Source organism: Streptomyces sp. NBC_00289, from assembly GCF_041435115.1.
Classification (GTDB): Bacteria; Actinomycetota; Actinomycetes; order Streptomycetales; family Streptomycetaceae; genus Streptomyces.
This window is the reverse complement of record NZ_CP108046.1, coordinates 4,820,637-4,832,756: the sequence shown is the minus strand read 5'-3', so window position 1 is coordinate 4,832,756 and position 12,120 is coordinate 4,820,637. Positions and strand designations below refer to the sequence as shown.

At 71.1% G+C, this 12,120-nt stretch carries 22 protein-coding genes; all 22 read right to left on the bottom strand.

All coding sequences use genetic code 11. The features are described 5' to 3' along the window. Position 1: 1 nt before the first annotated feature. The 22 genes from OG985_RS21860 to OG985_RS21755 all read right to left on the bottom strand — a co-directional run bounded on the left by OG985_RS21860 (position 2) and on the right by OG985_RS21755 (position 12,034). Positions 2-205, bottom strand: a complete 204-nt coding sequence (locus OG985_RS21860) for a hypothetical protein (protein WP_371670026.1) — start codon at positions 203-205, stop codon at positions 2-4. Between the two features lie 24 nt (positions 206-229). After that, on the bottom strand, positions 230-694 hold the full coding sequence (locus tag OG985_RS21855; RefSeq protein ID WP_371670025.1) for a hypothetical protein: 465 nt from the start codon (positions 692-694) through the stop codon (positions 230-232). Then, positions 694-1,251 (bottom strand): head-tail connector protein, encoded by a 558-nt coding sequence (locus tag OG985_RS21850; protein ID WP_371670024.1) that lies wholly within the window; start codon positions 1,249-1,251, stop codon positions 694-696. Before OG985_RS21850 ends, OG985_RS21855 begins: the two co-directional genes overlap by 1 nt. Positions 1,252-1,258: 7 nt before the next feature. Continuing rightward, a complete protein-coding gene (locus tag OG985_RS21845) occupies positions 1,259-1,516 on the bottom strand; it encodes a hypothetical protein (RefSeq protein WP_371670023.1) in 258 nt (85 codons plus the stop codon). Between the two features lie 58 nt (positions 1,517-1,574). Continuing rightward, complete coding sequence (locus OG985_RS21840) at positions 1,575-2,996, bottom strand: phage major capsid protein (protein WP_371670022.1); 1,422 nt, start codon at positions 2,994-2,996, stop codon at positions 1,575-1,577. A 144-nt stretch (positions 2,997-3,140) separates the two neighbouring features. After that, a complete protein-coding gene (locus OG985_RS21835) occupies positions 3,141-3,812 on the bottom strand; it encodes an HK97 family phage prohead protease (protein WP_371670021.1) in 672 nt (223 codons plus the stop codon). Positions 3,813-3,825: 13 nt separating this feature from the next. Continuing rightward, positions 3,826-4,860 carry a phage portal protein gene (locus OG985_RS21830; protein ID WP_371674456.1) on the bottom strand — a complete coding sequence of 345 codons (1,035 nt, stop codon included), beginning with the start codon at positions 4,858-4,860 and terminating at the stop codon, positions 3,826-3,828. 140 nt (positions 4,861-5,000) lie between these two features. Continuing rightward, positions 5,001-5,426, bottom strand: a complete 426-nt coding sequence (locus OG985_RS21825; RefSeq protein WP_371670020.1) for a hypothetical protein — start codon at positions 5,424-5,426, stop codon at positions 5,001-5,003. Positions 5,427-5,449: 23 nt separating this feature from the next. Next, positions 5,450-5,707 (bottom strand): hypothetical protein, encoded by a 258-nt coding sequence (locus tag OG985_RS21820; protein WP_371670019.1) that lies wholly within the window; start codon positions 5,705-5,707, stop codon positions 5,450-5,452. A 2-nt stretch (positions 5,708-5,709) separates the two neighbouring features. Continuing rightward, positions 5,710-5,928 carry an HNH endonuclease gene (locus tag OG985_RS21815; RefSeq protein WP_371674455.1) on the bottom strand — a complete coding sequence of 73 codons (219 nt, stop codon included), beginning with the start codon at positions 5,926-5,928 and terminating at the stop codon, positions 5,710-5,712. Between the two features lie 262 nt (positions 5,929-6,190). Next, positions 6,191-6,391 (bottom strand): hypothetical protein, encoded by a 201-nt coding sequence (locus tag OG985_RS21810; protein WP_371670018.1) that lies wholly within the window; start codon positions 6,389-6,391, stop codon positions 6,191-6,193. Between the two features lie 188 nt (positions 6,392-6,579). Next, positions 6,580-8,670, bottom strand: coding sequence for a cell division protein FtsK (locus tag OG985_RS21805; protein ID WP_371670017.1), 2,091 nt, complete (start codon positions 8,668-8,670; stop codon positions 6,580-6,582). A gap of 86 nt (positions 8,671-8,756) precedes the next feature. Next, the gene (locus tag OG985_RS21800) at positions 8,757-8,927 is read right to left on the bottom strand and encodes a DUF6257 family protein (RefSeq protein WP_371670016.1); all 171 of its coding nucleotides are present in this window, start codon (positions 8,925-8,927) and stop codon (positions 8,757-8,759) included. Next, positions 8,920-9,135: a hypothetical protein gene (locus OG985_RS21795; RefSeq protein ID WP_371670015.1), complete on the bottom strand. Its 216-nt coding sequence runs from the start codon at positions 9,133-9,135 to the stop codon at positions 8,920-8,922. Before OG985_RS21795 ends, OG985_RS21800 begins: the two co-directional genes overlap by 8 nt. A 13-nt stretch (positions 9,136-9,148) precedes the next feature. Further along, on the bottom strand, positions 9,149-9,331 hold the full coding sequence (locus OG985_RS21790; protein WP_371670014.1) for a hypothetical protein: 183 nt from the start codon (positions 9,329-9,331) through the stop codon (positions 9,149-9,151). Positions 9,332-9,529: 198 nt separating this feature from the next. Further along, positions 9,530-9,700: a pRL2-8 gene (locus OG985_RS21785; RefSeq protein ID WP_371670013.1), complete on the bottom strand. Its 171-nt coding sequence runs from the start codon at positions 9,698-9,700 to the stop codon at positions 9,530-9,532. A gap of 2 nt (positions 9,701-9,702) precedes the next feature. Next, positions 9,703-10,191, bottom strand: coding sequence for a hypothetical protein (locus OG985_RS21780; RefSeq protein ID WP_371670012.1), 489 nt, complete (start codon positions 10,189-10,191; stop codon positions 9,703-9,705). Then, entirely contained in the window at positions 10,188-11,048 is an 861-nt protein-coding gene (locus OG985_RS21775) for a hypothetical protein (protein WP_371670011.1), read from the bottom strand. The genes OG985_RS21780 and OG985_RS21775 overlap by 4 nt, the downstream gene beginning before the upstream one ends. Continuing rightward, positions 11,045-11,407, bottom strand: a complete 363-nt coding sequence (locus OG985_RS21770; protein ID WP_371670010.1) for a hypothetical protein — start codon at positions 11,405-11,407, stop codon at positions 11,045-11,047. Before OG985_RS21770 ends, OG985_RS21775 begins: the two co-directional genes overlap by 4 nt. Beyond that, entirely contained in the window at positions 11,404-11,622 is a 219-nt protein-coding gene (locus tag OG985_RS21765) for a hypothetical protein (protein WP_371670009.1), read from the bottom strand. Before OG985_RS21765 ends, OG985_RS21770 begins: the two co-directional genes overlap by 4 nt. Beyond that, the gene (locus tag OG985_RS21760; protein WP_371670008.1) at positions 11,619-11,885 is read right to left on the bottom strand and encodes a hypothetical protein; all 267 of its coding nucleotides are present in this window, start codon (positions 11,883-11,885) and stop codon (positions 11,619-11,621) included. The genes OG985_RS21765 and OG985_RS21760 overlap by 4 nt, the downstream gene beginning before the upstream one ends. Continuing rightward, entirely contained in the window at positions 11,882-12,034 is a 153-nt protein-coding gene (locus OG985_RS21755) for a hypothetical protein (protein ID WP_371670007.1), read from the bottom strand. Before OG985_RS21755 ends, OG985_RS21760 begins: the two co-directional genes overlap by 4 nt. Between the last annotated feature and the right edge of the window lie 86 nt (positions 12,035-12,120).

Below are 12,120 nucleotides of genomic sequence, written 5' to 3'. Positions count from 1 at the left end.
ATCAGCCCTCGTCCTTCTGCAGCGTCTTGGCCGCGGTCTTCTTCTTCGCGCCGGGTTCCTCGATGGGCTCCCAGTTCGTGGTCTGGCAGACGTAGCCCTCGAACCGCTCGTCGGGCACCTCGACGACCTCGTCCGGCTGGACCTCGCGGTCGCCGAGTTCGGGCACGGTCACCGGCTCCGGCCCCAGGTAGCGCACACGCGCCATGGCAGAACTCCCTTGTGGTGTGGATCAGATACGGGCGCGGCAGGCGACCGCGAAGGCGACGCGGACGAGGGCGCCCTCGTCGGCGGACTGGGACAGGTCGCCGGTCGTGAGCTCCGCCCACAGGACCGTGCCGTTCAGCGTGGGCGCCTCGGGTGCCTCGTTCGTGGCACGCAGCGCCTGCTCGACCTCGCCGATCAGGGCGAAGGCGTCAGCGCGGCGGAAGGACATGTCCTTGTCGCCGCCCCGTGATTCGGCGTAGCAGTTGATGACGAACTGCTCGTCGCGGGTACGGGCGCCCGCTCCGTTGAAGGACTGTTCCAGTGCGACGGCCTGCTCGGCGTCGGGCTGCCATCCGATGTGGATGCGCCGCCGCTGGGTCAGGTTCACTGCGCTGGGGCCGTCCACGATGGCCACGTCCTCCAGGGCGGGCCTGGCCCGCAGGATCGCCAACAGCGCATCGACGGCCGCGGGCACACGGGAGGTCAGCACTACGCCACCCCCGGCGGAACCTTGTACGGCTCCAGCAGCTGCAGGACCCGGTTGGGGATCGCGTAACCCCAGCCGGGCACCGGCTCGGTCACGCTGTAGTCGTCGCCGCCGCCGACCCCGGACAGGCCGCGCGACGCCCCGTACTGGGTGCGCCACAGGTGCTGCAGCAGGATGCGGGCGGCGAGGTTGATGGTGGGCGGCACACTGCCCCGGCCGGCCTGGTACACGGCCCGCCACGGCCCGCCGTAGAAGTTGCCGCCGTCCGCGCGGCGGACTACCCCGGAGTCGGGGTCGACGTAGACGTCCTCGACGGCGACGGCCGTACCGCCCATCTGCAGCGGTGTCAGCGAGGTCAGGGACGCCACCGGCGCCTGGGTGAGCGCCAGTGCAGGCCCGCGGGAGTTGACCGTCTCGGTGACGGTGCGGATCTCCACGGGGCCCACGTGCCGCTCGATCGTGGCCGTGAGCGCGTTGACGTACACCTGTAGCTCGAGGTCGTCGGTGCTCGTGTCGATGTCGAGCTGCGCCTTGGCTTCGGCCAGTGTCAGCAGCGCCACGGCGGCCTCAGCTCTTGCTGCTGCCGCGTGCGGTGCGCCGCGGCTTCGACTCGGCAGCGGTCTCTGTCGGGCCGGCCGCCTCGGGCTCGGCGCCCCAGCGCTCCAGCTCCGCGTCCACGGCCGCCACCCGGTCTTCGCGGCCGTAGGCGACGTATGCGGTCCGCTCGCGCCGCAGCGACGCGATGTACGCCTCGTCGGCGGTGGGCACCTCGGAGGCGACGGTCTCGCCAGTGCGCACGTTGGTGGCTGTTTCCTTCTCGGGCATGTCTGCCTCCCTGCGGGCCCGGGCCGGGCAGCATCAGCCGTCCGGCCCGGGGCGCCTGTCAGAACGTCGGGGTGATCAGGCCGGTGCCGGAGATCACGGAGATGGACTTCGGGTAGCGGGAGGCGTGCAGGGCCGCGTAGTTGTAGAACCGCAGCAGGACCGACAGCTGGTCGGCCTTCGTCTCGCGGAACGCCTCAGCCTGCGGGGTGCCCTCGAAGAAGATGACGTCCGTCGAGCGCAGGATGATGATGCGGTCCTCGTTCGTGCCCGCCCCGAGGTTGATCGGGATGTTCGGGTCGACGTAGACCGGCAGCCCCTGCAGCGTGCCGACGAACCCTTCGGACGCGACGGCCCCCATGGCAGCCAGGACGTTCTGCGGCATGTTCGCCGACGGCACGACCAGCGGCCGGCCAGCGGTGTCGACCGCCGCGGTGAACCACGCCCACCGGCGGGGCGCCATGAAGATCTTGTCGGCGGGCAGGAACCGCCCGGTGTGGATCTGCTGGATGCCGTCCGCGACCTTCGGGTACAGCTCGGCGGTCGTGGGCGTCGCGTCGGTGTACGTCACCGCGTTGAGGCCGGACACGTTGAGCAGACCGACCTTGTTGGTGGCGTTGTTGTTGATGACGAACGCGTCGGCCTTGACCGCGTAGTCCGCCGCCAGGTCGGCGAGCAGGATCTGGTCCATGTTGAGCGGGGACTGGTCCAGCAGCTGCTGGGCGACGACCTGCTTGCCCGCGATGGTGGCGACGTTCGCGGTCACCGAGTTGGTGGTCGCGTCCGTGTCCTGCACCGCGGTGTTCTGCGTGGTCTGCTCCGCCGTGGCGGTACCGGTGGCGACGCGCGGCAGGCTGATGGAGTCGGTGCCCGGGGGCAGCGCCATCGGGCGGACCTGGTCGGCGATGACGCGGCCGCCTCGGGCCAGCTCGACGTAGTCGTTGATCATCCACAGCGGCGGGACGAACTCCCCGCCCGCGCCGTCCGTCGTGGTGAGGGCGCGGGCCTCCATGCCCTGGAGGGCCTCTTCGGCGCCGCGGTGGATCCGCTCCAGGCGGTCGGTCACCTCGCGGTCGTTGCGCGACAGGCGCTGGATGGACGACGTGTCGCCCTTCATCTGCGCGCGGAACAGGTCGCGGAAGTAGGAGGTCTGACCGCCCTTGCGGTAGGTCTCCGGCTCCGAGACGACAGTGACGCGCTCACGGCGCTCGCCGGCCTGCCGCTGCTCGGCGAGGATCGAGGCGGCACGCTGCTCCCGCTTCTCGTCCTCCTCCAGGTCCTTGATCCGGGCGTCGAGGTCCTCGATCTCGCCGTCCTTCGAACGCAGCTCGGAACGCTTCGCGTCGAACGCGGACTGCTCGTCCGCGGAAAGCTTCTCCCGGCCGGCCGTCTCGGCACTCTTGACGATGCCGTCGATGTCGGTCTTCAGCGCGGCCCGGGCTTCGAGCGCGGCTGTCATCTGCTTGCGCAGGTAGGCGAGCATGGCTCGCTCCCTTCATGGGGTGGAATGGGTCGCGCCCGCGTGCCGTTCGGGTGGTGGCCCAGGTGGTGGCGCCGCGTGCGGGCATGCCGCAGGGCGCTCCGGCGTGGACTCCGGCGCGTCAGGTGGTGCAGGCGTCAGGGGTGGCTACAGGCCGAGAAGAACGGCCTGCGCCTGGTACAGCGACATGGTGGCCGGCTCCGCCCCGGCGGGCTGGAACCGGCGGTGCAGGCGCTCGTACAGCGCCCGCGCGTCCGTCTCGTCGAGACGGTCGAAGTCGGCGGCGCGCACGGCGCCGACCGAGGTAGCCGGGTTGGCTCCGAAGTTGACGACGGACACGTCGCCGCGGTGCAGGTCCACTTCGAGGATGTCGCGCTGGTCGTAGTCCGGGGACCACTGCTGGCGGGTGACCCGGAACGCGAACGACATCTCGTCGACGCTGCCCTCCTCGAGGGCCGCGAGCATGTCGCCCACATCGGAGCGCTTCGTGGAGACGTCGGCTTCCATGTGCAGGCCGGTCGCGTCCTCCGACAGGCGAAGGCTGCCGGCCTTCGTATAGGCCATGGCGAGGCCGCCGTGGTTCAGCAGCAGCTGCACCTGCGGGTTCTCGGCGAGGGTCTTGCCGAAGGCGCCCGTGCGGACGACCTCGCTGTACGGACCCAGCCAGTCCCACATCTCGAACGGCTCCTCGGTGACCGAGGCGTACCCCTCGACCGTCGACACGTTGCTGGCGCCCGCCTTGGCGCGCACCTCGAGCTGCACGGGGAACGCGCGCCGCTCGGTCCCGGACCGCTTGGCGCGATCACTCTTGACGCTCACAGCGCCCCTCCTGTCAGTCGATCTGCACCTTCGGTGCGGGAGCCGCATTCGGTTCGTCGCCCCACTTCACGGGCGTCTGGTCCTCGACGTCGCGCACCTCGTTCGGCGTCGTCCACCGGTTCTGCAGCGCGAGGGCGTGCGCGCGGAACCTGGTCAGCAGGTCGGTGCGGGCCAGCGCCTTGCGGTTGAGCTTCACGTACTGCCCGGCGGGCAGCATCGAGGTGAACATGCGCTCTGTGCGCACCAGCCACCGGTCGAGGGCGTAGGTCAGCAGGTCGAGCGAACGCTGCTCGACGTTGGCGTAGGTCATCGAGCCGCCGCTCTCATAGCCGAGGATCTCCGGCATGCCCGGCCCGTAGATCCGCGCGCACTCGGCGGACGTGTACTTCTGCGTCTCCAGGAACTGGGACTCCTCCGGGTTCACGGAGATCGGCTGGTACTTCCAGCCCTGGCCCAGCACCAGTGGCTCACGCGATCCGCGCAGCGCGGCCAGGAACCGGTCCTTCGCCACGGACGCCTGCTTCGCGTCCAGGGCCTGCTCGTTGGTCAGCAGCCCGGACGGGGCGCCGCCCTCCTCGAAGAACTGCTGTCCGAACCGGGCAGCCGCCAGACCCTGCGCGATCGTCGTCGCGTGGTGCGCGACCGGCGACAGACCGAGCAGTCGGCCGGGAATCGAGTAGGCCCGCTGGTGCCACATGTCCGCCGGCTCGTCGACCATCTCGCCGCCCACCCGCCAACGGGGCAGACCATCCTTCACGTCGCGCCAGCCCTGCACCTCGTCCGGGTGGTACAGCACCACCTGCGTCGGGTTGCCGAGCCGGTCCCGGTCAGCGGTCCGGCCGTAGGTGTTGCCCCGCAGCAGCAGCGACATCATGTACTGGTAGATCCAGTCGGCCAGGCCGTAGCCGTCGCCCGCCGGGTCCTCCAGCACCTTCGGTAGCGGCAGCTCCCGCCGCGACGCCCCTGTGCCCTCGTAGACGTCCAGGGGCAGCGTCGCCACCAGGGAGGACACCAGGTCCGTCGCCGCCCACACCGCGACCTTCTGCAGGCTCGACTCGGTGCGCGACAGGTTGATGCTGGCGAACGTGGACCCCGTCGAGGACGGCCGCGGGATGGGAGGCTCCCGCCCCTCCCGCTAAAGAATGGGCCGGCCCGGCAAGGTGATCTTGAGTCGACCGCTCGCGCGCGCTACCAGCGCCGTGACGCCTGGGGCATTGCGGAGGGTGATCGGGGCGGGTGCTTCTTGTACCAGCGCTCTGCGACCGCGGCCATGCCTGGCTGACGCATGTCTCTGATGCGCTGCATGACGATCTCTCGGCCTGGGTCAACCGTGATCAGCTTGGCCTTGAGCCGCTTGTAGTTGGCCAGGTCGCGCGGGCTCGGCATGGTGTTGATCAGGTAGACGTCGACGGTGTCGAGGTGGTGCTCGGCCTCGCGGATGGCGGCGAAGCGGACGCGGTGGACGACCTTCTCCAGCGTCCTGCCGTGGCGGTGGTGGTCGGCGCCCGGCCCGGCGAGGGCGAGGGCGAGCAGGTCGAAGTCGATGACGATGTCGGTGGCCTTGGCGTGCGCACGGATCCAGCTGGACTTGCCAGCGCCGGGCGGGCCGCTCACGACGTACAGCACGGCAGGCCGGGTTACTCGGTGTCGGCGGCTGGTGGTGTCCAGCCCAGCTTGATGAGGAGCTGACGGGTGTCCTTGGGGATGGTCACGTCTGCCACGGTTGTTACGTCGGCCATCTGGATGAACATCCGCGGTTCAAGGGTGAGGAGCGGGCGCCGGCCGTGGCTGGCCTGGAGAGTGAGGCGGCCGACGCTGTACCTGATGTCGTCGCCATCGAGGTCGATGCGGCCCAGGCCGTCAACGAGGTCCAGTTTTAGGGCGTGCCCGGTCATGGTCACCACCTCCGTGATGCTCGTTGTGGCGCGACCTGGGGCGTGGCCATCGCGCGGTTGCCCTTGCTGCTGTTGCACCGCCTGTGTGCTGGGCGGGCGTTGGCGGGGTCAAGGAGGTCGCCGCCGCGGCTGAGTGGCACGAGGTGGTCGAGGGTCCAGGACATTGGGTGTCGCGGGTCGAGGCGGGGGTCGATGTTGTGGCCGCAGAGCCAGCACGGCATGCCGAGGGCTCTCACGGTCGCGCAGAGCCTGCGGTAGGGGCGCCCGTTGCGGGGGTTGCCGGCCACGGGCGCCTCCTCCGTGAGGTCCGCCGCCCGGGTGCGGCCCGTGTTCCGCGGGGCCTCGCCAGCCCCTGTCCGGGCGGCGGACGCTGGCACGACGAAGCCCCAGCCGGGGGGATTGGCTGGGGCTTCGTCGTGTGTTTGTGGTGCCGGTTGAGGGCACAGTTGTACGCCGAGATCGTTACACGCGTCTGACCTGCGGTCAAGCGGCGGCGCGTGCCTGTCGTTTCGCGGTGAGGGCGGCAACGTCTGTGGCGGCGTACCAGGGTTGCCGGGCGGTGCCGCCAGCGCGCTGGAGCTGGCCGCGGTGGACGAGCTGGCGGACGCCTCCGAGGGTGACGCCGAGGGCGCTGGCGGTCTGGTGGGCGGTGAGGTGGCCGGGCCGGATGTTCTGCGACTCCATGCCGTCCATGATGCCGCCTGGGCGGGGTACAGGAGGGGTGATCCAGACCCCCTCTATCCCCACTACGTCCCTGGTCACGGGCCGCTACAGGGGGGTCTACGACTGTAGAGGCCCCCCTCTAGATCCACTCCCTGGGTAGGGGTGGCCAAGAGGGGGTCTCGTAGCGGGGCTTGTAGAGCCCTCCCCCTCTACCGGGCGTTGAGGAGGTCGGCCGGCATGGCGGCTTCGAGGTCCTCGCGGCGCCATCCGGCGAGGTTCTTGCCGCCGATGTTGACCTGCCTGGTGGTGCGCTTCACTCCGGCGTCGTCGAGTTCCTTGGCGAGGCGTTCGGCGTCCCAGTCGCCGTAGTCCTCGTCAAGGTTCTCCAGGCGGGCGAGGAGGTCCACGGTGTGCATCTTGGGGCTGTGCCGCATGACGGACAGGCAGTCGGACAGGACGGGGCTGATGGTGATGCCGGAGGCTTCGGCGATGGCGCTGGGGTCGTTGGCCGCGTCTCCGGTGAGGGTCCCGGCCTGCTCGCGCAGGGCACGGCCCTTGGAGCACATGGCGTTGAACCCGGCGGTCTCCAGCATGTCGGCCTTCACGGTGACGAAGGAGGCCGGGCCGGTGACGAGGACGCCGACGCCCTTGTGCTCCTCGGACAGGACGGACGCGTCCGCTCCCTGGGCGGCCTTGCCCTTGCCGAGGACCATGTCGGAGGACGTCTGGTCGGTGACCTGCGTCGAGTAGCGGATGGTGATGATCTCGCGGAGCTTGGTCGGCACGGACTTCGCGTCGGGGCGCTGCGAGGCGTAGTTGGAGATGAACCCGGCGGCCGGGCCGCGGCGGGCGATGCGGGCCATGTCGTTGATGATCTCCTCGCGCTCCTGGTCGTCGACGGCGAGGAACGCCTCTTGCAGCTCGTCGACGGTGAACAGGATGAACGGCATGTTGTATCGCTTGACGATCTCGGGGGTGAGCTTGCCCTCGGGGCAGATCGAGGTAGGCAGGCCGCGCAGGATGGAGAAGCGGCGCTCCATCTCGGCGAGCAGCTCCTTGAGCAGGGCCTTGAACGCCTCGATGGCGTCCTCTTCGGCGCCGAGGACCAGGCGGTGGGCGACCTGCCGCGTCTGGATCCAGTCCTGGCCGCCCTTGAAGTCGCACACGTAGTGCCTGACGTAGGGGTCGAGGAGGCCGGCGGCCGTGAGGAGGCGCTGAGAGAACGTCTTGCCTCGCCGGGGCAGGCCGCCGAAGAACATTGACTGCCAGACGATGGGCAGGGTGACGCGGTTGCCGCGGGCGTCCTGGCCGAAGGGGATCGGGTCCCAGATGGAGAAGGTGTCCATGCCCTCCAGGGGTGAGGTGGTGGGCGGGGCGAGGTAGGGGTCATCGTCGGCGACCCACATCGAGACGCGGCCTGCGTTGCCGCCGTGAGCTGCACGGACGCGGCTCATGATGACCTGGATCTCGTCGACGCCGAGTTCGGCAGCGATGGCGGTGCGCTTGGCGAGGACGTCGGACGCGGTCTTCCCGCCGCCGCGCGGCAGGTCGAAGACGACGGCCCAGCCGTTGCCGTCGCGGAGCGGACCCATGACGCAGTTGACCTTGGGTCCGTCGTCGTCGCCCTTGCCCTGCTTGAGCAGGCCGGTGGCGCGCAGGGCGTCGTTGAGCTGCTGGGAGTCCATGGCGATGCGCAGGGGCGGGGTGCCGTGGTCGAGGATCTGCGCCTCGTCGGACCAGCCGATGGCGGACAGGCCGCCACACATCATGCAGCCGGCGGCGAGCTGGAGGCCGAGGGAGGCGTAGTTGAGCGCGACGGCCGCGGCGGAGGCGAGGCCGAGGGCTGTGCCCCACCGCCAGCGGCGGGCAACGGTGCGCTCTCGGTGCGCGAGGACGGCCTGTGCGGCGAGGACGGTGTCCTCGGGCTTGGCCATGGACTGGGCGCGCAGGGCCTTGATGGCGCGTGAGTGGTCCTGGGCGGAGAGGACGGGCCATAGGCGGCGTCCGCCACGGAACGCACCGCGGGCGGAGTAGCCGGCGACCTTGACGGCGTACTTGGGGCTGCGGAGGGAGTGGTAGCGGGTGTGCCACCAGGTGACCTTCATGAACGCGCCGCTGTTGGCGCGGACGGACGCCCAGTTGCGCGCCCACGCGGGGAGGATCGGCGCGTCCGGGACGGTCAGCCAGTCGGCGAGCGGGTTGTTAGGACGGTCTACGGCCTCGACTTCCTCGACGGCGTCCTGTGCGTCCTCGGCGTCCTCGGGGGCGTCCTGTAGCGGCTTGATCAGGATGTCGGTCATGCTGCTCTCTCCGGTCGTTCTGTTGGGCGGTCCGGGGCCCGGGGACGGCGACTGCTTGGCGGTAGGACGCCGTCCCCGGGGCGTGGCTACTTCTTCTTGGCGTTGGCCTCGCGCTTGCGGGCCCGCTCGTAGATGGCCTCGACCTTCCGGTCCAGGGCGGGCTGGCTCTCGATGCCGGCCGCAGCCCGGCGGACGCCTCGGGCCTCGAGGCGCACGATCGCCAACTTCTCCCCGAACGTCAGCTTCGGCTCAGACATCGGCGTCCTCCGTCTCGGTCTCGGGCAGGGCGGCGGCGATCGCGACGTGGGTACGGGCGATGTCCGCCCACAGGGCGCCGGCCGCGGCGAGCGGGGCGGCCTGGTGGCGGCGCTCGCTGCTCTGTGCGGCGACCTCGGCGTCACGGGCGAGGGCGGCGGCCCGGGTGGTGGCGGCATCCGCCATGGTCAGGCGTTGCGTGCGGTCCATCTGTTTCTCCTGGTCAGTGGTGGTGGCGGGTGACTTTGCTGGTCGGCGGCGTGTGGCGCAGGGCCTCGACCTCGGCGGCGCTCCGGTCGCGGGCCGGCTGGGATGCACGCCTGCCGCAGGAGCACGACCAGTCGAAGAGGGCGGCCAGGCGCGGCAGGCGGGACTTCCACGGGGCGATGTTGATGACGTGATTCATGCGGGCACCTCTCTGGTCAGCGGTGACTGGCCTCGTGCTTACGGAGCGCCTTCTTGCACGCCGGGCACTTACGGGACGGCCCATTGCCCGCGGCCGGCGCCGGGATCACCTGACCGCAGACGGCCCGGGTGGCACCGACCTTGAGGGGCCCGCACGCCGGGCAGTGGAAGTGCGAGATCAGAACGGCGTCGAACATGGTCACCACCAGCGGGATTTCATCTTGGGCGCGATGTAGGGGCAGCCGTTTCGCATGTGGTCGACGCACTCCGGGCAGTCCTCGCGCGGGCCGAGCCTGCGGTGAATGGCCTTGTCGTAGGCGTGCTGCCAGCACTGCGGGCACTGGCCGGGCGGCGTCTGCTTGGCGGGCATGGTCACTTCCCCTTCTGGAAGTCGCGCCACATGCCGCGCAGGATCAGCAGGCAGCCGGTGGCGCAGCACGCTCCGATGGCGATGGCCACGGCGAACAGGGCGCCGACCAGGCCGACCGAGACGACCACCCCGCCGATGACGAGCCACTTCTTCGCGTCGAACTGGGAGGCGGGCGCGGCCTGGTGCTGGCAGGCCGGCGCCTTCTGCTGGTTCAGCAGCTGCTGCGCGGCGAGGATCGCGGCGATCTGCCGGGTCAGGTCCGTGTTGTCGGCGGCCTCGACGGCGGCGGCCTCCGCCTTGGCGAGCGGGTCGCTCATCGCGTCCCCCCCCCGGACACGGCGGGCGATGGCGGGACGGGCCAGGACGCCGAGGACGAAGACGAGGACGGCGGGCTGTCCGGCCAGTGCGGACACGGTGGCGGCGGTGAGCGGCAGCGCGGGCGGCCACAGCAGGAACGCGCCGAGCAGCGCGCCGAAGATGATCGCCTTCATGCCGGCACCACCGATCCGGAGATGATGGGCAGTTGGTCGGGGTGGAAGAGGTTGCGTCCGGAAGGCGTCTTGCTGTGGACGGTGAGGCGTCCTGCTGCGACCCAGGAGCGGACGGTGGACTGCTCGATGCCGTAGTGCTCGGCGACGTCAGCGGACGTCATGAGGGGCGGCTCGGGACGGGGCTCGTCGTCGGCGTCCTCGCCCGTCCTGGCTTCCAGCTCCCGCGTCCGGTCGGTGTCGTGGGCGTCCTGGCGTTCGAGGGTCACGGTGGGCCGGGGGCGGGCGACGAGCGGCAGCAGCTGGGTCCCGACGGGCACGAGGTCGAGGGTCGGGCGGACGGCCGGGACGGGTCGGGACGCGGTGGCGTCCTCGGTGTCCGGCGCGTCCTGGTGTGCGTCTGGCGGGGTGGCCGCGAGGTGCAGGAGGTGGCCGACGACGGCGGGCGGCACGAGACTGGTGACCGCGATCAGGACGGGCTGATCCGCGATGACGTGCCCGGTGGTGATCAGGTGGGAGACGACCTGGGCGGCCATCGCCAGGCCGAGGGCGAGGCAGGCGCCGATGATCGCGGACCAGCGGCCCCGGTCGCCGGCCTGCCGGGTGGAGGCGACGGCCGCCGCGATGCCGGCGTAGGCGGACAGGACGACCGGCATGCCGTAGGTGAAGGGGTCGTTCCATCCGGCGGTCTCGGCGAGGTGGTACTCGCCGGGCGCGCACATGAGGAGGGCGACACCGAGGACGACGGGGCGGCCGCCGGCGGTGAGGCCGCGGACCCACACCGGGGCGGCGGGGCGCCGGCCGGTGGCCTGGGTGGGACGCCGGAACCAGCGGGCGAGGATGCGGCGGATGCGCTTCATCGGCCACCGCCCAGGAGCGGGCTGAGCTGGTCGGCGAAGGCACGCATCTGGTCGGCGGCCGCGTCGAGGGCGGCGGCCAGGCCGTACAGGCCGGTCGGGTCGAGCGAGCCCGTGTAGCCGGACTCCTCGACGTAGGCGGACACTTCGCGGCCGGCCCGCTCGGACAGCGGGGACTGAGCGAGCATCAGGGCGAACAGGGGCTCGCCGTTGAAGGTGAGCCGGTGCTCCGGCCCGTAGTGGGTGAGGTCGGTGCGGTACTGGGGCCGCGGGTTGGGGTGGCCGGCGCACCAGGTGGGTTCGGGGAGGGTGACGTCGCCGTGGTCGTGGGTGGGCAGGGTGACGGTGCGGGGCGCGTTCACTGGCCTTCACCCCGTTCGGCTTCGAGCGCGGCGAGCAGGGCCCGCACCCGGCAGTCGAGGGCGACGGCTGCCCGCAGCATGTCGCTGCGGTCGTGGATGTTGAGGCTGGCGGTCTCGTCGAGGATGCGGCGGGAGACAGCGATCTCGACGGCGAGGGACTCCGGGGGCGGAGTGGTGTCGTGAGGCCCGTGCAGCGGGTCGTAGGCAATGCTCACTGGCCCTCACCCCGTTCGGCGCCAAGGGCGCGGAGCAGGAGGCGCAGGGCTTCGCGGAGGGACAGGACCTGGTCGCTGTCGAGCAGCTGCTGCGCGACGCTGACCGCGACGTCGAGGTCGGTCGGCTCGGGCTGCGAGTCGGGCCGGGCCGGGTGCTGGGTGGCGAAGGTGGCTCGGGCCAGCCGGCCGGCCGGGCTGGAGTAGTCGCGCTGGGCTGCACTGTGCAGCTCGGCGAGGTGGTCGCGGTTCGGGGTGAGGGTCACTGGGTCACCGCCTTGCGGATGACTCCGGTGACGCCGGCCTGGGTGACGCGCACGGTGATGGTGCGGCCGGGCAGGCGGCGGATGGTGCCCGCGGCGATCAGACGCCGGGCGGGTACAGGCACAGGGGTGCCCGTGGAATGATCGGTCATGCCGACTCCTGGGTTCATCAGGATGCTCGGTAGAGGGTCGGGCGGCGCGCGCGCCTCCTCGGTGCTCCAACACCGTGGAGAGCTGC

Excerpts from the sequence above, each read along its gene's own strand:
- OG985_RS21800 (WP_371670016.1), bottom strand. The coding sequence starts at position 8,927 with ATGTCTGAGCCGAAGCTGACGTTCGGGGAGAAGTTGGCGATCGTGCGC.
- OG985_RS21845 (WP_371670023.1), bottom strand. The coding sequence starts at position 1,516 with ATGCCCGAGAAGGAAACAGCCACCAACGTGCGCACTGGCGAGACCGTC.
- OG985_RS21755 (WP_371670007.1), bottom strand. The coding sequence starts at position 12,034 with ATGACCGATCATTCCACGGGCACCCCTGTGCCTGTACCCGCCCGGCGT.
- OG985_RS21795 (WP_371670015.1), bottom strand. The coding sequence starts at position 9,135 with ATGGACCGCACGCAACGCCTGACCATGGCGGATGCCGCCACCACCCGG.
- OG985_RS21815 (WP_371674455.1), bottom strand. The coding sequence starts at position 5,928 with ATGCCGTGCTGGCTCTGCGGCCACAACATCGACCCCCGCCTCGACCCG.
- OG985_RS21840 (WP_371670022.1), bottom strand. The coding sequence starts at position 2,996 with ATGCTCGCCTACCTGCGCAAGCAGATGACAGCCGCGCTCGAAGCCCGG.
- OG985_RS21785 (WP_371670013.1), bottom strand. The coding sequence starts at position 9,700 with ATGCCCGCCAAGCAGACGCCGCCCGGCCAGTGCCCGCAGTGCTGGCAG.
- OG985_RS21860 (WP_371670026.1), bottom strand. The coding sequence starts at position 205 with ATGGCGCGTGTGCGCTACCTGGGGCCGGAGCCGGTGACCGTGCCCGAA.
- OG985_RS21820 (WP_371670019.1), bottom strand. The coding sequence starts at position 5,707 with ATGACCGGGCACGCCCTAAAACTGGACCTCGTTGACGGCCTGGGCCGC.
- OG985_RS21790 (WP_371670014.1), bottom strand. The coding sequence starts at position 9,331 with ATGAATCACGTCATCAACATCGCCCCGTGGAAGTCCCGCCTGCCGCGC.
- OG985_RS21775 (WP_371670011.1), bottom strand. The coding sequence starts at position 11,048 with ATGAAGCGCATCCGCCGCATCCTCGCCCGCTGGTTCCGGCGTCCCACC.
- OG985_RS21805 (WP_371670017.1), bottom strand. The coding sequence starts at position 8,670 with ATGACCGACATCCTGATCAAGCCGCTACAGGACGCCCCCGAGGACGCC.
- OG985_RS21780 (WP_371670012.1), bottom strand. The coding sequence starts at position 10,191 with ATGAAGGCGATCATCTTCGGCGCGCTGCTCGGCGCGTTCCTGCTGTGG.
- OG985_RS21810 (WP_371670018.1), bottom strand. The coding sequence starts at position 6,391 with ATGGAGTCGCAGAACATCCGGCCCGGCCACCTCACCGCCCACCAGACC.